This is a genomic window from Streptomyces alanosinicus, assembly GCF_014650595.1.
GTDB classification, from domain to species: Bacteria; Actinomycetota; Actinomycetes; order Streptomycetales; family Streptomycetaceae; genus Streptomyces; species Streptomyces alanosinicus.
Genome location: NZ_BMVG01000012.1, coordinates 110,736 through 134,186 on the forward strand (window position 1 = coordinate 110,736; position 23,451 = coordinate 134,186).

At 71.7% G+C, this 23,451-nt stretch carries 15 protein-coding genes; 3 read left to right on the plus strand and 12 right to left on the minus strand.

What is annotated here, in order from left to right:
- Positions 1-367: 367 nt before the first annotated feature.
- The gene (locus IE277_RS24400) at positions 368-2,491 is read right to left on the minus strand and encodes a DNA gyrase/topoisomerase IV subunit B (protein WP_189955822.1); all 2,124 of its coding nucleotides are present in this window, start codon (positions 2,489-2,491) and stop codon (positions 368-370) included.
- Between the two features lie 440 nt (positions 2,492-2,931).
- Here IE277_RS24400 and IE277_RS24405 point away from each other — a divergent pair, with 440 nt between their 5' ends.
- Positions 2,932-3,162 (plus strand): DUF7455 domain-containing protein, encoded by a 231-nt coding sequence (locus tag IE277_RS24405; protein WP_189955823.1) that lies wholly within the window; start codon positions 2,932-2,934, stop codon positions 3,160-3,162.
- Positions 3,163-3,262: 100 nt separating this feature from the next.
- Here the strand turns inward: IE277_RS24405 and IE277_RS24410 are convergent, their stop codons facing one another.
- The 8 genes from IE277_RS24410 to IE277_RS24445 all read right to left on the minus strand — a co-directional run bounded on the left by IE277_RS24410 (position 3,263) and on the right by IE277_RS24445 (position 17,628).
- Entirely contained in the window at positions 3,263-4,138 is an 876-nt protein-coding gene (locus IE277_RS24410; protein ID WP_189955824.1) for a serine protease, read from the minus strand.
- 121 nt (positions 4,139-4,259) lie between these two features.
- On the minus strand, positions 4,260-5,804 hold the full coding sequence (locus IE277_RS24415; RefSeq protein ID WP_189955825.1) for an RNA polymerase sigma factor: 1,545 nt from the start codon (positions 5,802-5,804) through the stop codon (positions 4,260-4,262).
- A 445-nt stretch (positions 5,805-6,249) separates the two neighbouring features.
- The gene (locus IE277_RS24420; RefSeq protein ID WP_189955826.1) at positions 6,250-7,137 is read right to left on the minus strand and encodes a FadR/GntR family transcriptional regulator; all 888 of its coding nucleotides are present in this window, start codon (positions 7,135-7,137) and stop codon (positions 6,250-6,252) included.
- Positions 7,138-7,300: 163 nt separating this feature from the next.
- On the minus strand, positions 7,301-10,108 hold the full coding sequence (locus IE277_RS24425; RefSeq protein WP_189955827.1) for an ATP-binding cassette domain-containing protein: 2,808 nt from the start codon (positions 10,106-10,108) through the stop codon (positions 7,301-7,303).
- An 82-nt stretch (positions 10,109-10,190) separates the two neighbouring features.
- The gene (locus tag IE277_RS24430) at positions 10,191-10,949 is read right to left on the minus strand and encodes an NUDIX hydrolase (RefSeq protein ID WP_189955828.1); all 759 of its coding nucleotides are present in this window, start codon (positions 10,947-10,949) and stop codon (positions 10,191-10,193) included.
- 128 nt (positions 10,950-11,077) lie between these two features.
- Positions 11,078-13,270, minus strand: coding sequence for a glycogen debranching N-terminal domain-containing protein (locus tag IE277_RS24435; protein ID WP_229881939.1), 2,193 nt, complete (start codon positions 13,268-13,270; stop codon positions 11,078-11,080).
- 287 nt (positions 13,271-13,557) lie between these two features.
- Complete coding sequence (locus IE277_RS24440; RefSeq protein WP_189955829.1) at positions 13,558-15,183, minus strand: DUF4192 domain-containing protein; 1,626 nt, start codon at positions 15,181-15,183, stop codon at positions 13,558-13,560.
- Between the two features lie 285 nt (positions 15,184-15,468).
- Entirely contained in the window at positions 15,469-17,628 is a 2,160-nt protein-coding gene (locus tag IE277_RS24445; RefSeq protein WP_189955830.1) for a RecQ family ATP-dependent DNA helicase, read from the minus strand.
- Between the two features lie 831 nt (positions 17,629-18,459).
- Here IE277_RS24445 and IE277_RS24450 point away from each other — a divergent pair.
- Complete coding sequence (locus tag IE277_RS24450; RefSeq protein WP_189955831.1) at positions 18,460-19,080, plus strand: hypothetical protein; 621 nt, start codon at positions 18,460-18,462, stop codon at positions 19,078-19,080.
- Between the two features lie 391 nt (positions 19,081-19,471).
- On the opposite strand, the gene IE277_RS24455 is transcribed toward IE277_RS24450, so the two are convergent.
- The 3 genes from IE277_RS24455 to IE277_RS24465 all read right to left on the minus strand — a co-directional run bounded on the left by IE277_RS24455 (position 19,472) and on the right by IE277_RS24465 (position 21,612).
- The gene (locus tag IE277_RS24455; protein WP_189955832.1) at positions 19,472-20,101 is read right to left on the minus strand and encodes a hypothetical protein; all 630 of its coding nucleotides are present in this window, start codon (positions 20,099-20,101) and stop codon (positions 19,472-19,474) included.
- A 68-nt stretch (positions 20,102-20,169) separates the two neighbouring features.
- Positions 20,170-20,871 (minus strand): ribonuclease HII, encoded by a 702-nt coding sequence (gene rnhB, locus IE277_RS24460; protein WP_189955833.1) that lies wholly within the window; start codon positions 20,869-20,871, stop codon positions 20,170-20,172.
- 117 nt (positions 20,872-20,988) lie between these two features.
- Complete coding sequence (locus IE277_RS24465) at positions 20,989-21,612, minus strand: TetR/AcrR family transcriptional regulator (protein WP_189955897.1); 624 nt, start codon at positions 21,610-21,612, stop codon at positions 20,989-20,991.
- A 238-nt stretch (positions 21,613-21,850) separates the two neighbouring features.
- Between IE277_RS24465 and IE277_RS24470 the strand changes: the two genes are divergently transcribed.
- A complete protein-coding gene (locus IE277_RS24470) occupies positions 21,851-23,359 on the plus strand; it encodes an MFS transporter (protein WP_229881940.1) in 1,509 nt (502 codons plus the stop codon).
- Positions 23,360-23,451 lie beyond the last annotated feature (92 nt).

Sequence of the window (23,451 nt, forward strand, 5' to 3'; positions counted from 1 at the left end):
ACAACCGGCGGGCTCAGAACGGCCAGCCGGGGCAGAACGCCCGGCGGACGCGGGATGACCGGCAGGCGCAGAACGACCGGCCTACGCGCAATGACCGGCAGGCGCAGAACGACCGGCCGGCCCCTTCAAAGCGGCCGACCAGCACCTTCGTCGGCCGACCATCAGGCCCCGTCATGCTCAGCAGGGCCGACCAGCAGCCCCGTCGCCCTCCTCAGCCGACCGCCGCGGGCCTCGCCTGTCCTCCGTCCGCCGCCACCAGTCCTGGTCGCCCTCCACCCGCCACTTGGCGAGGCCGCACGAACACCCCGGCCGACGCCGCGCGCCCTTCCTCGGGCGAGCGCGCGTCGGCCGGAGCCCAGCGCAGCGGTTACGCGTCGATGCGCGAGCGGTCCAGTGTCGCCGCCGAGCTGGAGATGAACTCCTTGCGGGGCGCCACGTCGTTGCCCATCAGAAGGTCGAAGACCTGTTCCGCGGCCTCCAGGTCGGAGAGGTTGATCCGGCGCAGGGTGCGGTGACGCGGGTCCATCGTGGTCTCGGCCAGCTGATCGGCGTCCATCTCACCGAGACCCTTGTAGCGCTGGATGGAATCCTTGTACCGGATGCCCTTGCTCTGGAACTCCATGAGCTTGTCGCGCAGCTCGCGGTCCGAGTACGAGTAGACGTACTTGTCCTGCCCCTTCTTCGGCTGGACGATCTCCACGCGGTGCAGCGGCGGCACCGCGGCGAAGACCCGGCCGGCCTCGACCATCGGCCGCATATAGCGCTGGAACAGCGTGAGCAGCAGACAGCGGATGTGGGAGCCGTCCACATCGGCGTCGGTCATCATGATGATCTTGCCATAGCGGGCCTGGTCGATGTCGAAGGTGCGGCCCGAGCCCGCTCCTATGACCTGGATGATCGCGCCGCACTCGGCGTTCTTGAGCATGTCGGTCACCGACGACCGCTGCACGTTGAGGATCTTGCCCCGGATCGGCAGCAGGGCCTGGAACTCGGAGTTCCGCGCCAGTTTGGCCGTACCGAGCGCGGAGTCGCCCTCGACGATGAACAGTTCGCTGCGGTCCACGTCGTCGCTGCGGCAGTCGGCGAGCTTGGCCGGCAAGGACGAGGACTCCAACGCGGTCTTACGGCGCTGGGCATCCTTGTGCTGGCGGGCCGCGACGCGCGTGCGGGCGGCGGCGACCACCTTCTCCATGACGACCCGGGCCTGGGCGGCGGCATCCCGCTTCGTGCTGGTCAGGAACGCCTTCAGCTCCTTGGTGACCACGGTGTTCACGATGCGGCGCGCCGCCGAGGTGCCCAGGACTTCCTTGGTCTGGCCCTCGAACTGCGGCTCTGCCAGGCGCACGGTCACGACGGCCGTGAGCCCCTCGAGGGCGTCGTCCTTGACGATGTTGTCCTCGGCCACCCGCAGCAGCTTCTTGGCGCGCAGCACATCGTTGAACACCCCCATCACGGACTGCTCGAAGCCGGAGACGTGGGTGCCGCCCTTGGGGGTGGCGATGATGTTGACGAAGGACCGGACGGTGGTGTCGTACCCCGTGCCCCAGCGCATCGCGATGTCCACGCCCAGCTCACGGGTGACCTCGGTGGGGGTCATCTGGCCGTGCTCGTCCAGGACGGGGACGGTCTCCTTGAAGGTGCCCTTGCCCGAGAAGCGGAGGACGTCGCATACCGGCTTGTCGCTCGCCAGATACTCGCAGAACTCGCTGATGCCACCGTCGAAGCGGAAGGACTCCTCGCCCTTGCTGCCCCCCTCGCCGAGGCCGATCTCGTCGCGCACGACGATGGTCAGCCCCGGCACCAGGAAGGCGGTCTGCCGCGCGCGCTGGTGGAGGTTCTCCAGGGAGAGCTTGGCGTCCTTGAGGAAGATCTGCCGGTCGGCCCAGTACCGCACGCGCGTACCGGTGCGGGTCCTGGGGATCTTCTTGGTCTTGCGCAGGCCGCTCTTGGCCTCGAACCTGCCGTCGGCACCATCGGCGGCGAAGGCGCCCGGCACACCGCGCCGGAAGCTGATGGCATGGGTGTGGCCGCCACGGTCCACCTCGACGTCGAGTCGGGCGGAAAGGGCGTTGACCACGGAGGCGCCCACGCCGTGCAGACCGCCGGAGGCGGCGTACGAGCCACCGCCGAACTTGCCGCCGGCGTGCAGCTTGGTCATGACGACCTCGACGCCGGACAGTCCGGTCCTGGGCTCGACGTCCACGGGGATGCCCCGGCCGTTGTCGCGCACCTCCACAGAGGCGTCGTCGTGGAGGATCACCTCGATGCGGTCGCAGACCCCCGCGAGGGCCTCGTCCACGGAGTTGTCGATGATCTCCCACAGGCAGTGCATCAGACCGCGGCTGTCGGTCGAGCCGATGTACATACCCGGGCGCTTGCGCACGGCCTCGAGGCCCTCGAGGACGAGCAGGTGCCGCGCGGTGTAGTTGGAACCGTCCCGGTCTGCTCCTGCCAGCAGCGCTGTGGACGGCACGGACGTATCGGCGGTCACGCGGTTCGCTCCTCGCTGAATTTCAGTTGGCCCCCTACTGGGTAAGGGGGCGGCTTCGGTTGCCGCTCAGAGGGTACCGAGGCCTGGTAGAGCCGGTGTAACGCCACCCTCGTCGAGAACTCAGACTAGTCCAGGCTCGTATGCGTGTTCGATCCCTCGATGGAGTGAAGTACATATCACGTTCCCTTGGAGGCATGAACCATTTAGGCTCCGGGCACGTCCTCATGAACAACAGGCAACCCGGCCTGGAGGACCTAGACACAACACTGCGCGAACCCGTAAGCACCGTAAGAGACGTACTACGGCACATTCGCCGCCAACCGGCAGCAGACAGCCGCCCCGGAAGATTCTTTCGAGGAAAAGCCACGAGCGGGAACGTTTTCGGGCTGGTTGGATGTTGACCCTGGTACGACAGCTCGTCGAGCTAGAGAAGAGGCGACGTGACTACTGTTCTGACCCCCGCGAGCCCGCTGACGGCCGCCGATCGCTGCGACCGCTGCGGCGCCCAGGCATACCTGCGCGTCGTCCTGCTGAGCGGCGGAGAACTGCTCTTCTGCGCCCACCACGGTCGCAAGTTCGAGCCGGAACTCAAGAAGATCGCCGCTGAGATACAGGACGAGACGGAGCGACTGACGACCGTTCCGAACACCGCTTCCGACGAAGAGCGCTGAATCTCGCACACACGACGAGCCAGCGCCGGCACAGGCCGGTGAACGGGCGGCCGCTCCCTCCTCAGGAGCGGCCGCCCGCGCTCATGTCCTGGTGCGGACTCTAGGACCCCTTGCGAGGGAACCCCTTGTGGCGCAGCTTGCGGCCCACCGAGGCCCCGTCCAGGCCGCGTACGACCTCGGATATCCGCGTGTACACACCAGGGCTGCCCGCCTTGCCGCAGCCGCTCCCCCAGGACACGAGCCCGATCAGCCGCCCTGCCGCCACAAGCGGGCCGCCACTGTCGCCCTGACAGGCGTCCGGACCACCGTTGGTCTCTCCGGCACAGAGCATGCTGCCGGACCGGTAGGTGCCGTCAGGACCGCCCGGATAAGCACGTGCGCACTGATCGTCGGGAAGCACACGCACATGTGCGGCGTACAGCCTGCGCGCGTAGGCGCCTTCGCCGCTCGTGTCCCCCCATCCGGAGACGAGGGCCTGTGTGCCCGGCGTGTAGGCCTGGTCACCGGGGCGCGCCATGGCGACGACCGAGCTCTGCGGCAGCGGCCTGGCCAGCGTGAGTACGGCGAAGTCGCCGGTGTTGGTCTGGCTGTCGTACCCGGAGTTGATCCGGGCGTCGCGTACGGCTATCTCCTGGCCCTCGTCGGACATCAGATGGGTGCGGCCCGCGATGACCTTGAGGTCGCGCACGCGGTTCACGGGCGCCCCGAGGACTCCCTCGGCCAGACAGTGGGCCGCGGTGAGCACGGTGGTGGGGGCGACCGCCACACCCCCGCAGAACTGACCCGCGCGTGTACCGCCGAACCGGTCACGGCTGGACAGTGCCACGGTCCAGGGGGCCTGGGAGACATCGATCGGGAAGCCGCCCACCACCACGCCGCCGACGGCCGCGTGGGCCGCGCCGACCAGGGGTATGGCGGTCAGGGTGGCCGCCAGGACCAGCGGCCGGGCCAATGCGTGGACAAGGGAACGGCGCATGCGCGCTCCTCACTCTGTGGTTCCGTCGGAACACCCAGAGTCAGCCATATCGGCTTCACGCGCAGCCCGAAGGCCCGGCCCCTCGAGGGGAACCGGGCCTTCGTCGTCGTACGAGCGCGACCTAGTCGAGGTAGTCGCGCAGCACCTGGGAACGCGAGGGGTGGCGCAGCTTCGACATGGTCTTGGACTCGATCTGGCGGATGCGCTCACGCGTCACGCCGTAGACCTTGCCGATCTCGTCGAGGGTCTTCGGCTGACCGTCGGTGAGACCGAACCGCATGGAGACGACACCGGCCTCGCGCTCGGACAGGGTGTCGAGAACGGAGTGCAGCTGCTCCTGCAGGAGTGTGAAGCTGACGGCGTCGGCGGGGACGACAGCCTCGGAGTCCTCGATGAGGTCACCGAACTCGCTGTCGCCGTCCTCGCCCAGCGGGGTGTGCAGCGAGATGGGCTCACGGCCGTACTTCTGGACCTCGATGACCTTCTCCGGGGTCATGTCGAGCTCCTTGGCCAGCTCCTCCGGGGTGGGCTCGCGGCCCAGGTCCTGGAGCATCTGGCGCTGCACGCGCGCGAGCTTGTTGATGACCTCGACCATGTGCACCGGGATACGGATGGTGCGGGCCTGGTCGGCCATGGCGCGGGTGATGGCCTGACGGATCCACCAGGTGGCGTACGTGGAGAACTTGTAGCCCTTGGTGTAGTCGAACTTCTCGACCGCGCGGATCAGACCGAGGTTGCCCTCCTGGATGAGGTCCAGGAAGAGCATGCCGCGGCCGGTGTAGCGCTTGGCCAGGGAGACCACCAGACGGAGGTTGGCCTCCAGAAGGTGGTTCTTGGCACGGCGGCCGTCCTCGGCGATGATCTCCAGCTCGCGCTTCAGCTTCGGCGCCAGCTTGTCGGCGTTGGCCAGCTTGTCCTCGGCGAACAGACCCGCCTCGATGCGCTTGGCCAGCTCGACCTCCTGCTCCGCGTTGAGCAGGGGGACCTTGCCGATCTGCTTCAGGTAGTCCTTGACCGGGTCGGCGGTGGCGCCGGCGGCGGCGACCTGCTGCGCGGGCGCGTCGTCCTCGTCCTCGTCGGACAGGACGAAGCCGGCGTTCTCGGCGCCCTCGGGCTCCTCCGCGACCTTGGTGTCCTCGAGGACTTCCTCCTCAAGAATCTCGGCGTCGTCCTTCTTCGCCGTGGTCTTCTTGGCGACCGTCTTCTTCGCGACGGTCTTCTTGGCAACCGCCTTCTTGGCGGTCGTCGTCTTCTTGGCCGCGGCCTTCTTCGCGGGGGCGGCTTCCTCGGCGGAATCGGCTGCGACCGGCGCGGCGGACGCCGCGGGGGCGGCCGTGGTGGCGGTGGCCTTCCTGGTCGTCACCGTCTTCGCCGCGACCGTCTTGGTGGCGGTGCGCTTCGCCGGGCTCTTCGCTGCGACGCTCTTGCGGGTGCGCTTGGGCTCTGCGGCACTGACCATCAGCGTCACACCCTCTTCCTCAAGAATCTGGTTGAGGCTGCGCAGTACGTTCTTCCACTGAGTGGCCGGAATCTGGTCAGCTTCGAAGGCCCGACGCACATCGTCGCCGGCGATCTGCCCCTCAGCCTTTCCCCGCTCAATGAGCGCCATGACAGAGACGGACTCGGCGATCTCCGGCGGGAGCGTACGGGATGTGCTGGCCGACACGAACAACCTCTCGGAACGTTGGAAAACGGCTTCCGGCACCGTCCACTGCGGACAGGAGCCGACCACCGGCCTTGGGGATGGGCCGACGGTGCGGGCGGGGCCGGGAAGATGCACAGCGCCTGTCATGGCGTCCGTATTCCCTCCGCGGCTGTCACCTCTTAGGTCATCGCGCTGTTTCCGCGAGCGTTACGCCCAATCTGCGTGGCCCGAGTCACACCCCGTAAGGGGTCAAAAGCAGTCAGATGCAGACAGAGGAGATCACCGATGTCATTGCGCCCGGTCACACACGGCTCCCGGCGGCCCGTCGCACCGTCGGACCCCGCCGGACCGCACTGGGTCCGGCGGGGTCCGACGGGGGCCGGCTACGGCCGGCAAGGACCCCGCACCGCCACGAGCACCACGAGGACGCCGCACACCGGAGACCGCACCGCCTTGGCCGCGGGGGTCAGTGCTCGCGCGGGGCGGGCACCACGCGCTCGACCTCGGGGTGGACCGTGAGCAGTTGACGCATGGCCGCCTCGGCCGCCGTGCCGTCGCCGGTGCCGAGCGCGTCGACGATCCGCGCGTGCTGCGCGAGCGACGTGTCGTTGGCCCGGTCACATCCCGTGACGGGGCCGCCTGAGACCTGGAGCGCCGCCGAGACGATCCCGGAGAGGTGGTCCAGCATGCGGTTACCGGCGGTCTGGATGAGCAGGGCGTGGAACTCGCTGTCGGCGCGCGAGTAGGTCAGCGCGTCGCCCTGGGCCATGGCGTGGCTCATGATCTCCACCATGTCGCACAGGCGCTGCTGCACCTCCTCGCGTCCGTGCCCGGCGGCGAGGCGGGCGGCGAGCGGCTCGATCGTCCAGCGCAGTTCGCTCAGCTCACGGCGCTGGTCGTCGCGCTGGGGGCCGAAGGCCCGCCACTCGATGATGTCGGGATCGAGCAGGTTCCAGTCGCTGACCGGACGCACGCGCGTGCCGACGTTCGGGCGGGCGCTGACGAGGCCCTTGGCCTCGAGGACTCGGAGGGACTCGCGGACGACGGTGCGGGAGACCTCGAAGCGCTGGCCGATCTCCTCGGGCACCAGCGGGCGGTCCGCGCCCAGGTCGCCGGAGACGATCATCTGTCCCAGCTGCTGAACGAGTTGGCCGTGCAGGCCTCGTCCGCGGCTGCCCGCGGCGCGCCGGCCGACGCGCCCCAGGTCGGGGTCCGCCCCCTCCCAGGAGGGCGCTGCGACGCGGTCGGGCACCTGGGGCTCCGCGTAGGGGTAGCGGTCGAGTTCGCCCGGGCCGGCCAGACCGGAGTCGGAGGAGCGGGCGGCGGTCATCATGGTGTGCGCAAGGGTACTCACGGATCCTTTGTCGGCTCCGCCTCCAACTCCCTTGAGGTCTTTGGTGAAAAGCACACGAAAGGGTGATCGCTCACCCCGTCGCAATTGACGCCTTATCGGAAAGAAATGGGCTTTCCGACGGGGAGTTGTGCGCATGCCGGGATCGGAAGTGCACGTATGCCGGTCATCGGAACCGGGCGCGCAGCGTCGAGCACAGATACGCGCACAGCAGCGCCGACAGGGACAACACCAGCGCGCCGCCCACGGGTTGGGCGAGCACCCGCACCATCCCGAGCAGGTAGCGCTCGCCTCCGAAGGGCCACTGCAGCAGAAGCACCTCCCGCATCCGCACCGGGAGTCCGACGGTCATGCGCAGAGCCGGTCCCTGCATCGCCTTGTGCACGACGGGGACGACGACAACGGGTACGGCGAGTACGGCGGCCAGGCCGCCCGCGGTGGACCGGAACACCCCGGCCGCCAGCACACCGGCCCAGGCGCAGCCGAGGACGAGTGCGAACCAACTCACGCTCAGCGAAAGCCAGTCGGCGGGAACTTGTGTCAGCTCCCGTCCGTAGACGACATAGAGCGCTTCGGCGTCGCAGCCCATGGTGAGGAAGGCCAGCAGCAGCGCGGTGGCTCCGGAGACGAGCAGTTTGGCGGTGAGCAGCCCGAGCCTGCGGGGCACGGTGCCGCGGTCCGCCGCGAGGGCGGGGTGGCGGAACTCGTCCCCGAAGGCCAGCGCGCCGAGCAGTCCCGCCGCGAGGGCGGCGGGCGGCAGCGGCAGCTCCCGCGGCCACGCGGCGAACAGCCGCTCCTGCGGGGTGTGACCGAGCCTGGCGAGCAGTACGGCGGTGAGCGCGGACACCACCAGTGCGGCACCGCAGGTGAGGAAGCCGACGCCGATTCCGGCGGCGCGCCGGATCTCGTAGCGCAGGGGGCGGAGGGGGCTGCGGGCGGGGCGGACGGAGATGGGAGGCGGGAGCGGGGACAGGGCATCGAGGGAGCGGACGCCTCCGGTCCGGGCGGCGCGGGCGTCCTGCCGCTGACGACTGCCGTTCCTGGCACCGGGGAGACGGGTGCGCAGGTCGGAGCTGCCCGCGGCCGGGGTGTCCGTGTCGCCGGTCTGCGGCTCCGGGGCGGCCGGGACCGCGTCGTGTCCGGTGTTCACGGTGGCTGCTGCATTGACGGTCCGACCGCCGTCGGCGCCCGCGAGAGCCTCTGCGGGGACCGCTTCGGCGTCGCCGCCGGGCCCGTCCCCGCTTCCGGACCGACGGCCGCCGCACTCGGCTCCCGTGGGCCCGGCGCCGCGAACCAGGTCGACGCCTGTGCCGAGCGCGTCCTCGTGGCCGGGCTCGACGCCCTCGTGCGGCGCCGCCCCCTCCACTCCCGCGACCGTGTCGGCCCGCGACGCGTCCTCCGACGGTACGCGCGCGGCGGTCTCGGCGTACCCGTCCCCCTGCCGGGGGCCGGAGACCTCCGCGGGCGACGCCTTTGCGTCGTCGACGGCCGCCGTCCGCTCCCCCGTCGGGAGTTCCTCGCCCGTGGGTCCGTTGGACGCGGCCCGGCGTGGCGCCGAGATGTCCGCGGTGCCGCTCTCACGGTCCTCCGCCGAGAAGCCGAACGGGAGGGCTCGCCGTTCTCGCGCCTCTCGCGCCGAGGGAGCCGACGCTGTGCGGTCCGGCTCTCGCGACCGTCGGTCGGGCGCCGAGGCGGCATGCTCCGACTCGGGCGAGTCGCGGGCGGACGCGCGGACCTCCGTCCGCGACAAGCCGAGCGCCGAGCTGCCCGACGCCGACGCGGCCACATGGAGCCCGGAGGCCCCCGGCTCCACGGCGGGCAGGCCACGCACGGCTGCCGCGCGCTCCGCCGGGGGCAGGCCGCCTACCGTCGCTTCCGGCTCCACCGCCGGCAGACTGGGCACGGTCGCCTCCGGCTCGCTCACGGGCAGGGCACGCACCACCGCCTCCGGCTCCACCGCCGGTACGTCGCCCACGGCCGTCTCCGGGGCCGCCGGTGACGAGCCGGGCACGGCACGGCCCCGATCCTTCGCCGGCTCGCTCCCCGCATCTGTGCTCGTCTCCCGCGACGCGACGTCATCGGGGCCGGCGTCGGCGCCGGGCCCCATGTCGCCGACCTCGTCCGCGAGTTGGTGGACGAGGATGCCGTGTCGGAACGCGGTCTCACCCACGTCGGCGGTCGTGGAGCCGTACACCGAGAGGCGGTTGCCGCCTTCCTGTACGACCTCGACGGAGCGGCGCGCGGTACGGGCCTCCTTGGCGAGCAGCGCCGCGAGGCGCGCCGCGTGCGGGCTGCGTACGGCCACCCGCGGGCGCAGCCGGGTACGGGCGAACTCCCTTCCCTCCTGGTCGGCCACGAGTCTGCCGCCGTCGAGAGTGACGACCCGGTCGGCGGTGCGCGCGGCCTCCTTGGGGTCGGCGGTGCTGCAGAGCACCGTGCCGCCCTCGTCGGCGTGGGCCCGCAGCATGCCGTGGAGCCATTGCGCCTCGCGGGGGGAGAGACCGTCGGCGGGTTCGTCCAGGACGAGTGTGTGCGGGTCGGGCAGCAGGGCGCAGGCCAGGCCGAGTCTGCGGTCCATCCCGCGCGAGAGCGTGCCGAGGGGTTCCTCGCGAAGGCTGACGAGGCCGACCGCTTCGAGAACCTCGTCGGCCCGGCGCGCCGGAACTCCCGCGGCCGCGCACAACATACGCAGATGGCCACGGACCGAGCGGCCCGGATGCCCGGGTACGTCACCGAGGAGTACGCCGACCTCTCGCGACGGATGGGCGATCCGGTGCAGGGGCCGCCCTCTGAAGTAGGTGATGCCGCGCCCCTGTTGAAGCTCGAGCATCAATCTGAGCGCCGTCGTCTTGCCCGCGCCGGCGCTTCCGAGGAGCACGGTGACATGTCCCGCGCACGCTTCGAACGAGACGTCGTCGACGGCGGGCGGGTGCGCCTTGCGGGAATTGCTGGTCAGTCCGAAGGCCTGGATCACCTGCAGCAAGATAGCGCGCAATGTCCAGTTTTTCTGGTATATCCCGATCTACTGCCGTGTGGGGTGCGGTCCGTGCGCCGTCTCAGACCTCCGGGCGCAGCATCGGGGGGTTGAGCAGAGTGGCGCCTCCGGCCCGGAAGAGCTGTGCCGGCCGGCCACCCTGACGCGTGGTCGTCCCGCCCGTGGGGACGAGGAATCCGGGGGTCCCGGTGACCTTGCGATGGAAGTTCCGCGGGTCGAGCGCCACCCCCCACACCGCCTCGTAGACCCTGCGCAGCTCGCCGACGGTGAACTCGCTCGGGCAGAACGCGGTGGCCAGCGACGAGTACTCGATCTTGGACCGAGCCCGCTCCACGCCGTCGGAGAGGATCTGGGCATGGTCGAAGGCGAGTGGCGCCACCGGCTCGCCGTCACGGCCGTAACCGCCTTGCTGGAGCAGCTCCTCGACCGGCGCCCAGCGTGCGTTGCTGGCGTCGCCGCCCGCGCGCGGGGCAGGCAGGTCGGGCGCGAGCGCGAGGTGTGCGACGCTCACCACACGCATCCGCGGATCCCGCTTGGGGTCCCCGTACGTGGCGAGCTGTTCGAGGTGGGCTCCGTTGTCCTGGGCCGGGACCGAGGGGTCGTGCGCGCACAGCCCGGTCTCCTCGACGAGCTCACGCGCCGCCGCCTGGGAGAGATCCTCGTCAGCCCGCACAAACCCGCCGGGCAGCGCCCAGCGTCCCTGGAACGGGGGTTCGCCCCTGCGGATCGCCAACGCACACAGGGCATGGCGGCGCACGGTCAGCACGACCAGGTCCACGGTGACGGCGAAGGGCGGAAAGGCTGACGGGTCGTAGGGCATGCGGCGATCATAGTCGTCTTCCTGACGATAAACACTCCCTCCATCGGGCCCGTCGGTGGCGGCTCCACTTCGTTCGGATATGGGGAGCAGGACCGGCTCCTGTTCTTCGTCCGGTGCGTCGTACGAGGTCAGACTCCCAGTTGCAGGCCGTCCGCCGCCTCCTCGACCATGGCGAGGCCCAGCCGGCTGACGCGCACGGAGAACGGGGCCCCGGCGACGCGCAGCCCGGTCAGACCGATTTCGCCGATCGGCGCGCTGCGCAGGGGGCACAGCGTGACCGTACCGGCGGGGGTGTCGGGGCGGATGCCCGCGAGCGCGGTGAGCATCGTGATCGCGGAGGCCGCCGCGGTGGCCGCCGGCCGGCAGGCCGCGGGGTGCGGGAGGGGAGCGCTCCCGCTGAAGCGCTGTTCGCCGGCGAACATGTCGGGCAGCCGGTGCCCGAAGTGCTCGGCCGCGTCCAGCAGTCCCTTCAGCAGACCGCTCGCCTCCTTCTCGTAGCCGGCGGCGGCCAGTCCGGCGACGGCGAGAGCGGTGTCATGGACCCGGACGGCTCCGGTCCGGTGGCCGAACGGGTTGTGTCCCGCCTCCTTGGCGCCGAGCGCTCTCAGTCCCCATCCCGCGTCCATGGCGGGGGTGCCGAGCAGCCTGGCGAGCTGTTCGGTCTGGATTGGATCGAGAAGGCCAGGGGCGAGCCGCCCGGAGCCGAGCAGGCCGGTGTCGAGGAGGTGAACGGCGGTGGAGCCCAGGTGCGGCACGGGTCGGCCGTCCGGTGCCAGGGCCGCGGCCGGGCGCCCGCCGCCGCGGTCCTCGACCCAGAAGTCGGCTCGGAAGGCGGTCTGCAAGGCCTGGGCCCACTGGCGTAGCTCGATGGCGCCGGGCCGGTCGAAGGCGTCGAGGAGATCGGCGCCGAGCAGGGCCGCCCGACAGGCGTGGGCCTGTGTGTCACAGCGGGCCGGGCCCCCGGGCTGGGGATCGGGGAGGTAGGGGCCGTCACCGGCGGTGGTCCGCAGCCAGGTCAGGCAGCGTTCCGCCGCGGGCAGCAGCTCTCGCGCCTCCTGCTCGGGAAGTCCCCAGCGGCGGGCCTCGGCGAGCAGGACGGGGAAGAGCAGGGTGGCCTCCGTGCCCGTGCAGCCGGGCGGGAGATGCGGGCCGGCGTCGCGTCGTGGCCCGGGGATCAGTCCGGACCGTGGGCTCCGGTCCGTGAGCTGGGTGCGGGCCAGGGCGCGCAGGGTGCCCGCGGCCAGCCGGGTGCCGAGCGGCAGCGCCATCCGGGCGGCGGCGAGGGCCTCGGCGGGGGCCAGTCCGCAGCGCCAGGGCGCACCCGCGGCGAGGTGGATGTCGGCAGGGTGGGCCGGGTCACGCAGGAGCAGAGCCTGCAGGTCGGCGACCGCCGTCTCCAGCAGCGGGGTCACCCGGGGGTCGTCACCCGTCGCCCGGGCCGGGGCGAGCGGGCCGGCGGTGGCATGTCCCGCTGGGCGCAGCGGCCCCGCACCATCGAGCCGCACCCGGAGTTCGACGGCTGCCGTGCCGCCCGGCGCCAGCTCCACCTCCCACCGGAGCAGTCCGGCCGACGCGAGCGCGTCGGCGGGTGGCGGGTCGGCGATGACGGAGGCGGCGGCACCGGCCGTGGCCCAGCGCAGGCCCGAGTCGTGCACGGTGGCGGCGAGTTCGGGGCCTGCCTTGCCGGAGGCGATGGCGGCGAGTTCGGCGAGGTCCGTGCCGAGGGCCACCTCCACGGGCAGCCTCAGCGGTCGCAGGGCGGCGTTGCGCAGGGTGATCCGCTCGGTTCCGTCGGCACGCCGGGTCCGCTCGACCACGACGTCCGGATCGGGTCCCGCCGACGGGGACAGACGCAGGGTCCCCACGAAACGGGCGCTGTCGGCACCGGTCATCCTGGCCTGCACGGCCAGCGGTTCACGGCCGCCCACGCGGACCTGGCACCGCGAGAGCAGGCGCCTGCCCCCGCGGTAGAAGCCGTCCAGACCTCGGCCGGTCAACTGTCCCTCACCGGAGATCGCAAGGCCTGGCAGGGCGACACAGACGAGGGCGGCGTGTGTGGGCGGCAGCTCGGGCGCCGGACGGCTGCCCTCCGGCGCGCGTGCCGGCGGGGCAGCGGTGGGCCGGCGGCCGCGGCCCGGTGTCAGCGCCGAGGGCCTGCCGCGGCCTGCCGCCGGGTTCAGGCCCAGGGCCTTGGACGACTGCGGAGCGGCGATGGTCTTCCGTGTGGTGGTGACGACACCGTCCGGCGGGTACCACTCGCGTCTGTCCCAGGGCGGACGTTCGCCGTCGGCGGCTGAGGACGCGGTCGGCTGCTGTTGCATGGGGTGGCTTCCTCCGCGCTGGATGCGCCTCGGACGTGCCGGGCGACCGGTGGGGCGCCCGGGCGGACAAGGGTCGTACGGCGGCAGGACCCGGCCAGGCGTTCCGCCACTCAGGTGAACGGAGCGGGACTCGTCGGGGTCACGGCCCGCCTCGGGGAAGCCCGTCGAACGGCGACGGGACGAGTCTGCGCCGTAGCCGCCCGGGCCGTCGGCGCGCCGGTGCCACCAGCGGACGCGCGGCGGACCGAGATGTCGGCGGCCGGCGCTCGGACTGCCCGGGGCGGTGTTCACCTGTCCGCCTCTGGCTCGTGGTCGTCGCGCCCGGGCTGAGCCGCACCGGTCGTGGTGTCGTGCATCTCAGCCGCGCGCGTGGGCATGCCGCCCGGACCGCGGTTGCCGGAGCGCGAGAGGGCGGCTGTCGACGAGCCGGGGCGGGAGCCGGCCGGCCTGAGCCGGTCGGCCGTGGTCCGAGCCGCGCGAGGCGCACCGCCGCCACTCGCCGGCCGCGTTCGCCGCCGTCGGCGAGTGCCCGTTCCCCGGCGCGCTTCGGCGCCCTGGGAGTCTGTCCGATCAGCCGCTCCCGGCGCCGGCGCATCTGCTGTTGCCGACCGGTCGGCTCCGGCCGTCGTCTCCTCCGCGTGCCGCTGAGCGCCGGTCTCCCCCGGCGCGCAGCCCGAACCTCCCACGCGGTCCCTTCGGTCCGCACGCCCCGAACGCTGCGTGCGGTCCACACAGTCCGCGCGGTTCGCCCGCAGACAGCGGCGGATCGCTTCCGGGTCGAGGCCGTCGTTGCAGGCCTGGTGCAGCAGCCGGGCGAAGAGGTAGTCGGGATCCGCGCCCAGGGCCATGGCCAGCGCCTCACGGGCCTCCAGTTCGTCACCCGTCGACCACGCGACCCAGCCGACCAGGGTCAGCGGAGCCGCCGCGTGTTCGCCGTAGGGGCCGACACAGCGGCGGGCCAGGGCGCGCCAGAGCCGGAGGGCCGGGCCGGCCTCGTCGCCCTCCATCCAGGCGGCCGCCCGGTCGCGGGTCGTGCGGTCCTGGAGTCCGAGGATCAGCGCTGCCGCCTCGTCGTGGGCGAGCAGGCCGTCGTCGCGCAGGTCCGCCGGATGCGTGCCCGTCACCGGCACCGCGGCGGCGAAGCGGCGGATGATCCGCTCGGCGAGGGCCAGGGTCTCCTGTGCCACTTCCGTGCGGGACGCCGCGTCGAGCATGCGGGCCACCAGGGTCATACCGGCCGTGTCCAGGGCGGTCTCCTGCTTCAGGGCCGCGGTCGTCTCCCAGGGCTGCATCCTGGCGCGCAACTCCCTGAGTGTGCCGCGCACTTGGATGCCCGCGTAGGTGGCCGCGGCGGCCAGCACGGACGTGCCGGGCAGGCCCATCGGAGTGCCGTCATCGGGACAGCAGCCCTCCGTCGGGCAGCAGTACGACCAGAAGCGGCCGTCGGAGATGCACAGTGCCTCGATGACCGGCACATCGAGGTCGCCGCACTGGGTGCGCAGCAGATGGGCCAGGCGCGCAAGCCGACGTTTGACGTCGCGGCCGGACTCGCCCGGCGAGGGTTCCTGGCAGACGTACGCCACCATCTGCTCGGGCTTGGCGCCGCGCCGTCGGCTGCCGGTCACCAGGCCGTGGGCCAGCTGATGTGCGGCCGCCTCCCAGTCCTCCTCGTGCGCGGGGATGCCGAGCCGGGCCCGGCCGCCGAACCTGCCGCTGCTCTCGCGGTCGTGCAGGGCCACCAGCACCATGCTGTCCTCCGGGCGGTAGCCGAGGAGGTAGGGCAGGGCGTCGGCCAGTTCGGCGGGGGTGCGCAGCGTGATCTGGGTGTCGTGCGTGGGCGATCCGGGGCGCCGCTCCGGTGCCGGGATGTCGCCGTTCTCGATCGGTCCGGTGGTTTCGCTGTGATTCGTCATGCGCCGACGATCTCGCGGACCGCGTCCCTCCGCTTGAGCCTGTGGACAAGTCGAATCAGGGACACGACAAGCCCGTTCCTGGTTGTCCACAGGCACGACAGGAAGCACGCCCGTTTGTCGGTCCCGTCCGGTTGCATCGGACGCATGGAACGCACGAGTTGTCTTGCCCGGCATGGGCTTGCCCGGCATGGGCTTGCCCGGCATGGGGACGAGCCGGTCCGGCGGGACCGGGGAGGCACGGGCCTCGGCGCCGGAGACGTCCGTGTCGGCGGAGGCCCGTGGGGCTCAGCCCGCTGCGGCGAGGACCAGGGGAAGCACCTGCCCGCTGCCGGACCGGCGGAGCAGGCGGGCCGCGACCGCGAGCGTCCAGCCGGAATCGGTGTAGTCGTCCACGAGCAGGACGGGACCGGGCGAGCCGGCCAGGGCACCCACCAGGTCCTCCGGGACGGTGAAGGTGCCCGACAGCGCCCTCAGGCGTTGGGCGGAGTTGCTGCGGCGGGCCGCGTGCGCACCGTTCGGCCCGGTGTACGTCAGCGCGCCGAGGTAGGGGAGGCGGCCGACGGTCGCGATTCCCCGGGCGAGGGAATCGACCAGGCGCGGGCGGGTCAGCGACGGCACGGAAACGACTCCGACCGGCCGGGCCGAGGCGTCCGGGACGTTCGGCGCCCAGCCGCCAGCACAGCGCGCCCAGTCGGCGAGGACGGCCACCGCGGCCTGCAGCACATCGTCGGGGACCGGGCCGTCGGGGGCGTGCTCCGCCAACAGCGGGCGCAGTCGGTTGCCCCAGCCGATGTCCGAGAGCCGGCCCAGAGCGCGCCCGGTGGAGCACTGCTCACCGGCCGGGATACGGCCCTTGAGGTCGATGCCCAGAGCGGGCATCCCCGTCGGCCACATCCGGCGCGGCTCGACCTCCACGCCCGGGCGGTCCAGTTCCTTCGTGGCCCCCGTCAGCGCATCGGCCGAGACGGCGGAGTCGATCCACGCGCCGGCGCAGTTGTCGCACCGACCGCACGGGGCCGCCCCCTCGTCGTCCAACTGTCGGCGCAGGAACTCCATGCGGCACCCGGACGTGCGCACGTACTCGCGCATGGCCTGCTGCTCGGCCGCCCGCTGCCGCGCCACCCGGGCGTACCGCTCCGTGTCGTACACCCAGGCCTGCCCGGTACTCTCCCAGCCGCCCTTCACTCGCTTGACGGCCCCGTCCACGTCGAGGACCTTCAGCATCGTCTCGAGCCGGGTGCGCCGCAGGTCCACCGCGGCCTCCAGGGCCGGCGCGGACAGCGGCCGTGCCGCGCCGGCGAGGGCCGAGAGGGTCTGGCGGACCTGCTCCTCGGGCGGGAAGGCGGTATCTGCGAAGTAGCGCCAGATCGCCTCGTCCTCCGCGCCCGGCAGCATCAGTACGTCGGCGTGCTCGACCCCGCGCCCCGCGCGGCCCACCTGCTGGTAGTAGGCGATCGGCGAGGACGGCGAGCCGAGATGGACGACGAAGCCCAGGTCCGGCTTGTCGAAGCCCATGCCCAGGGCCGATGTCGCGACCAGCGCCTTGACCCGGTTCTCCAGGAGGTCGGCCTCGGCCTGCAGCCGGTCGGCGTTCTCCGTACGGCCCGTGTAGGACGCCACCTCGAAGCCGCGCTGCCGGAGGTAGGCGGTGGCCTCCTCGGCGGCCGCCACGGTCAGCGTGTAGACGATCCCGGAGCCCGGCAGCTCGTCGAGGTGCTCGGCGAGCCAGGCCAGGCGGTGTGCGGCGTCCGGCAGTTGGACCACGCCCAGCCGCAGGCTCTCCCGATCCAGCGGGCCGCGCAGCACCAGGGCCTCGCCGGCGCCGGTCCCCAGCTGTTCGGCCACATCCGCGGTGACCCGCGCGTTGGCGGTCGCGGTCGTGGCCAGCACCGGCACGCCGGGGGCGAGCGCGGCCAGCATCGCGCGCAGCCTGCGGTAGTCGGGGCGGAAGTCGTGACCCCAGTCGGAGATGCAGTGCGCCTCGTCCACCACCAGCAGACCCGTCGTGGCCGCGAGCCGGGGCAGCATGCGCTCCCGGAAGTCGACCGAATTGAGGCGCTCCGGGCTGACGAGAAGCACGTCGGTCCCGCCGTCCTCGACCTCCTGGTGGATCGCGTCCCACTCTTCCGGATTGGCCGAGTTGATCGTCCGCGCCCGGATACCGGCCCGTGCCGCCGACTCGACCTGGTTGCGCATCAGCGCCAGCAGCGGCGAGACGATCACCGTCGGACCCGCGCCGCGCCGCCGCAGCAGAGCCGTGGCGACGAAGTACACCGCCGACTTGCCCCAGCCCGTGCGCTGCACCACCAGCGCGCGCCGGCGGTCCTGCACCAGGGCCGCCACCGCCCGCCACTGATCCTCCCGCAACCGGGCCGAGCCCTCCGGAACACCGACGAGCTCGGCAAGGACGGCATCGGCTTCAGCGCGCAGCTCCAGGGAGTCCATGCCCCCTATGCAACCCGATTCCGGGGACGGTCGGCCAATTCACTGGGTGTGAGACCGACGAGCGCTCAATGTAGGGCGGTGTGTCTTCGCAGGTCAGGCCGCTGATCCGGGTTGGCCTCCGCTTGCTCTTCGAGTTCCGGAGCCCGCGCGACGACGCCACCCGGTTCCATGGCCCGGCCCCCCGGACACCCAGGTACACCCAGGACACCGAGGACAAGGACACCGAGGACACCCGGGCCTGCCGGGCCTGCCGGACCTCCGCGCCGACCGAGACCCCGCCAGGCGCGGCACTCGCGCGGAGGGAAGCATTCCGGCCGTAGTAGAGGGCTCGTAGGGGCGGGCCGCGGGTCGTGTGTCGGACATCGGCCGAGGCGACCGGCATGCGTCCACCGCTGACGCTCTCCGGACCCGGAGTCGGCCGCGCCGATCGCGCGGGCGGCCGCCGTTCGGCTCGATGGCGTACAGCGAGGAGCCGCCGCGGATGCCGTGCGGCGCAGCATGCGGCGGCTGCGGGCTTCGATGCCGCGCGGGCGGTGTCACCACTGGTGGCGGCCGTCCGGAGCCGGTCGCGCCCCGCCTCGCCAGCCGTACGGGGCACGAACCGACACGTCAGGCGTCGCCGGGCTAACCTTTGGGTAGGGATATTAGCCACGCACCCCCAGATAACAGTCGGTGGCCCCAATTGCTCGTTGCCGCATCCAAGTTCGGCAGGAAGAATTGAGGTCCGCTCCCCGCACGGCGCGTCCGTGATCCGGTTGGGCTCTGTCGCGGTGCGCGGTCCCTCGAATCCGACCTCGCCCGCAGTCTGGGCGCGTAGCCGAAGGGAGGAACGTGACCTTCGGATTCGCCTCGTCCTCGGCGGGCTCGTTGTCGACCTCCGCGTCCGCCGCTTCAGCCAGCCGCTTGCTCGAGCCGGCCGAGTGGGCCTCCGCCGGAATCCCTCTGCTGCGCAATCCCCGCGAGGTCGTCAGCGGACTGCATGCCCGCCATCTGCCGGGAATCTCCACGGCGATCGTGGCCGTGCTCGATCCGGACGAGCGGCTGTGCGCCAGCGCGTCGTTCTCGCGCCGTCCGGCCCCAGCCGACGGCTGGATGTTCCGTAACGCGTTGCTCGCGCAGCTGCGCCGGGTCATTCCGCACGACCTGCGGCGCCGGACCCCGGTGCGCACGGCCATCCTCGTCTACTGCCGCGAGGGCGACGCGCGTTGGACGGAGGAGGACGGCGCGTGGATGTGGGGCCTGCGTGACGCCTGCACGCTGCACGGGCTGCGGTGCGGGGCGTACATCACCCTCACCCACGACGGCTGGCACGTGCTGGGCGAGGGACGCAGCGGACGCCGGCCCAGCGCCGACTCCCCTCCGGAACCCTTCGCCATGACCGAGGCCCCGCCGCTCACACCCCGCACCGGCGGCCCGGTCTCCGAGGTGCTGCGCCGCGCGGCGGCTCGCTGAAGGACGCGGCGGTCTCAGACCTCCGGCCGCTGCCGGGACGACGGCCCCGGTCGACACAAAGGCCCGCCTTGGGCCCGCCCCTCTTCCCATGGCGGGGAAGACAGATGCCGATGCCGGGCCGCGAGAGGGCGAGCCAGCTGTGCAGCGCAAGACGAGACAGCCGTGCAGCGCAAGAGCAGTGCCGCGCCGACGTACGGACCGACGCGCAGACCGCCGCGGCACCCAGGGGTGCCGTACTCGGTCTCGCCCCCAGCGTCCTCACCCGCCGTACTCAGGCCGCCCCGTAAGCGGAACGTCCGCCGCCCGTCCGGGCACGCCAAAGGGCGCGCCGTGCGCATACCGCCGGAGCGGCACACTCGTCACCCCGGTGCCCCGAGGTGCCGGACGCCGCTCAGACGCCGGCGCCCAGCACCCCGTTGATCTGCTGCGGATCACCGCAGACGATCAGCAGGGCACCGGCCCGGGCGTGGGCCAGCGGAAGGGCCGAGGCGGCAGCGGAGGCCGGGCCTCCGTTGACGGCCACGACGACCACGGGGCGGGACGCGGCACGGGAGGCGATGGCGGCGTCGGTGTAGAAGACGTCGTCACCGGAGTCGTGCTGCGCCCAATAGGAGGCTTCACCGAAGGACAGCTCGTGCTCCGCCCACGGGTGCTGGGCACCAGTGGTGATCACGAGCACGTCGCCCGGGGCGCGCCCCGAGTCCAGCAGCAGGTCCACTGCCTCGTCGGCGGCGTCGAGCGCGCCATCGGCCGAAGCCGGGATCAGCTGGATCTGCGGGGTGACCGCCGTGGCGGCGGGAGCGGCCGGGCCCGAGGGGGCCGGCTTGGCCGGAACCACGTCACGCGGTGTGCGCTGCACCGGCGGCGCCGGCCGCTGAGGGCCGGGACGACCGGGGCGGGACGCCGCGGGACGGGGGCCGGGTACGGGGCGGGGGGTCGGCGCGGTACGGCCACTGGCCGGAGTGACGCGGGGACCCTGGGCACTCTCGTGAATCTGAGGCTCCTCGGGAATGAGAGGCATGAGCTGATATTTATCAAACGTTGGTGCGGTGCGGGCGACCGGGTGGCACATCAGTGCGAGCGGAACCGTCAGAAATCGAAGCCGAGCTGGCCCTCGATTGCCGGAACGCTTCCGTCCGCCCAGCTGCGGACCTTCTTGAGGTGCCGCCACTGAGGCAACGCATCAAGATACGCCCACGTCAAGCGGTGGTGCGGGGTGGGCCCCCACTCCTCCAGTGCGGCCTTGTGCACGGGCGACGGATACCCGGCGTTGTCCGCAAACCCGAAGTCTGCATGGTCGACACCCAGTTCGGCCATCATTTTGTCGCGCTGAACCTTGGCTATCACCGACGCGGCTGCCACGGCCACACACGATCGATCGCCCTTGATCACCGTGCGGACCTTCCAGGGAACGCCGAGGTAGTCGTGCTTCCCGTCGAGGATCACAGCGTCGGGGCGGACCGGCAGGCCGTCCAGTGCGCGGACCGCGGCGAGCCGCAGCGCCGCCGTCATCCCCAGGGCGTCGATCTCCTCGGGGGAAGCATGCCCCAGCGCATAGGCCGTCACCCATGCGCGCAGGACCTCGGCCAGTTCCGTGCGCCGCTTGATCGTCAGCAACTTGGAGTCGGTCAGCCCCTCGGGCGGACGGCGAAGTCCGGTGACCGCGGCGCAGACGGTGACAGGTCCGGCCCAAGCGCCGCGCCCCACCTCGTCGACACCGGCAATGATCTTCGCTCCGGTCGTGGCGCGCAGGGAGCGCTCGACGGTGTGAGTAGGTGGTTCGTACGGCATGGCGCCCTCAGCCTACGCCGCCGGGATCGCCACCCGACACCCCGGTCGTCCGACCGCCGCACGGGTCGCCGCGCAGAGCACCGACGCGAGGGTTCACCGCCCGTAAGGCCGCGGGGTTCACTGCCCATACGGCCGTAGCAGCGGGAGCATCAGCCGGTCGATCATCTCCTCGAGATCCTGGTCGCTCCATTCGCTGGCGCACATCTTCGAGCGGTACATCATCATGGCTGGGACAGCGTCGAAGACATAGCTGTTGGCGGCGTCCGGTCGCACCTCTCCCCGCTCTATTCCACGGGAGATGACCTCACCGAGGAGCCTGACGGTGGGCTCCACCACGCCTCCGACGATCACCTCCTGAAAGCGCTCGGCCTGAGTCTGGTCGCACTCGTGAATCACAGAGCGCAGCGCCACACCGGGCGGCGAGTACATGATCCGCCGCGCCTGCCGACACAGGGCGAGGAGGTCCTCGCGCACGCTGCCGAGATCGGGAGCCGCCTCCATGGGGGGCAGTCCGGTCACCAGTGCGTCCGCGACGAGGTCCTCCTTGGACGGCCAGCGGCGATACACCGCGGCCTTGCCGGTCTGGGCGCCGGCCGCGACTCCTTCCATGGTCAGCCCCTTCCAGCCGACCTCGCCGAGCTGTTCCAGCGCGGCATTCAGGATCGCGCGCTCCAGCACCGCGCCACGCCGACGAGGGGAAGTCGTCGGGGCGGGAGCGGCCGTCCAGCGCGAAGTAGCCATCGACATCTCTCCAACAAGCAAGGGAACGGGGATTCCGGGGCGGGTGCGCCGCATCGCAGCAAAAGGGGGGACGCGAGGCGGGCACAGGATGAGCAGGGCACAGAATTAAGTGAACGCTTGCGTTCACTGTCGGAAACTCACTACCGTGGGCGCGACAGTGAACGCAAGCGTTCACTAACGCCTTTGTGGGGGACCCATAGTGACGACCTCTCAGCTGCTTCAGAAACCGAAACCGGGCATGCCCCGCCGGGAGGGACATCCCGGCATCGCACTCGCCGTCATCGCGGCCTGCCAACTCATGGTGGTACTCGACGCGACGATTGTGAACATCGCACTCCCGCACATTCAAGACGCTCTCAAATTCAGTACCACGGACCTGACTTGGGTGGTCAGCGCCTACACGCTCACCTTCGGCGGGCTGCTGCTGCTCGGCGCGCGGGCCGGTGACATCCTCGGCCGTCGCCGCGTGTTCATGGCCGGCATCCTGCTGTTCACCTTCGCCTCGCTGCTGGGCGGGCTCGCCCAGGAGCCCTGGCAGCTGCTGGCCGCACGGGCCCTGCAGGGCGTGGGGGGCGCGATAGCCTCGCCCACGGCGCTGGCACTGATCACCACGACGTTCCCCGAAGGCCCGGAACGCAACCGGGCCTTCGGCGTGTTCGCCGCCGTGTCCGCGGGCGGTGGCGCCATCGGCCTGCTGGCGGGCGGCATGCTCACCGACTGGCTCGACTGGCGATGGGTGCTGTTCGTCAATGTGCCCATCGGTGTGCTGATCGCGTCGCTCGCGCCGCTGTACATCAGCGAGTCCGAGCGGCATCCGGGACGCTTCGACATCGCGGGGGCGCTCACCTCGACGGCCGGCATGGCCTCGCTGGTCTACGGATTCATCCGTGCCTCGGAGAACGGCTGGCGGGACGGCCTCACCCTCGGTTCGTTCGGCGCGGCGCTGATGCTGCTGATCGCCTTCGTGCTCACCGAGACGCGGGCGAAGGAGCCGATCACCCCGCTCAGAATGTTCGCGGACCGCAACCGCTGGGGCACGTACGTGATCATGCTGAGCCTCGCCGCGGCGATGTTCGGCATGTTCTTCTACATCGTGCTGTTCGTCCAGGACGTACTCGGCTACAGCGCCATCGAGGCCGGCCTGGCCTTCCTCCCCGTGACGGTGGCGATCGCGGTCGGCGCGGGCCTGTCGCAGCGCTTCCTTCCGGCGCTCGGCCCGAGGCCGTTCATGATGGCCGGCACCGGGCTCGTGGCGATCGGGCTGATCTGGCAGACCTTCATCCGGCCGGACAGCTCCTACCTCGGCGGGGTGCTCGGGCCGATGCTGGTGTTCGGCTTCGGCATGGGCCTGAACTTCGTGACAGCCACCGTCACGGCGGTGTCCGGCGTCGCCTCGCACGAGGCGGGCGCGGCCTCCGGGCTCCTCAACGCCATGCAGCAGGTGGGCGGTTCGCTCGGGCTGTCCATCCTGACGACCGTGTTCGGCTCGGCCGCCAAGGACGAGGCGAAGAAACAGCTGCCGAAGTTCCTCACCGGCAGCTCGCCGGAGCAGAAGGCGCAGTTCGCCAAGACGCATCAGCTGCCCGCGCCCTGGGGGCACGAGGTGCTCGCCCACGGCATCTCCACCGCTTTTGTGCCGGCGGCGGCGATGGCCGGGGCCGCGTTCCTCACCGCCTTGCTGGTGATCCGGGTCCGCAAGAGCGATCTCGACTCGCTGTCCGGCGCGGCGGGGCCGGGCATCGGCTGAATCCACCCGCGCCGCGCAGAGCCGCGGCCGGCCGGACCACCACCCGGGGACGGGCAGCGCACGCGACGGCCCGGCCGGCCGCACCCACATCC

What these genes read in the sequence shown, in the direction of transcription:
- IE277_RS24440 (WP_189955829.1), bottom strand. Translation starts at nt 15,183, where the DNA reads ATGACGAATCACAGCGAAACCACCGGACCGATCGAGAACGGCGACATC.
- IE277_RS24410 (WP_189955824.1), bottom strand. Translation starts at nt 4,138, where the DNA reads ATGCGCCGTTCCCTTGTCCACGCATTGGCCCGGCCGCTGGTCCTGGCG.
- IE277_RS24470 (WP_229881940.1), top strand. Translation starts at nt 21,851, where the DNA reads ATGCCCCGCCGGGAGGGACATCCCGGCATCGCACTCGCCGTCATCGCG.
- IE277_RS24455 (WP_189955832.1), bottom strand. Translation starts at nt 20,101, where the DNA reads ATGCCTCTCATTCCCGAGGAGCCTCAGATTCACGAGAGTGCCCAGGGT.
- IE277_RS24465 (WP_189955897.1), bottom strand. Translation starts at nt 21,612, where the DNA reads ATGGCTACTTCGCGCTGGACGGCCGCTCCCGCCCCGACGACTTCCCCT.
- IE277_RS24435 (WP_229881939.1), bottom strand. Translation starts at nt 13,270, where the DNA reads ATGCAACAGCAGCCGACCGCGTCCTCAGCCGCCGACGGCGAACGTCCG.
- IE277_RS24445 (WP_189955830.1), bottom strand. Translation starts at nt 17,628, where the DNA reads ATGGACTCCCTGGAGCTGCGCGCTGAAGCCGATGCCGTCCTTGCCGAG.
- IE277_RS24430 (WP_189955828.1), bottom strand. Translation starts at nt 10,949, where the DNA reads ATGCCCTACGACCCGTCAGCCTTTCCGCCCTTCGCCGTCACCGTGGAC.
- rnhB (WP_189955833.1), bottom strand. Translation starts at nt 20,871, where the DNA reads ATGCCGTACGAACCACCTACTCACACCGTCGAGCGCTCCCTGCGCGCC.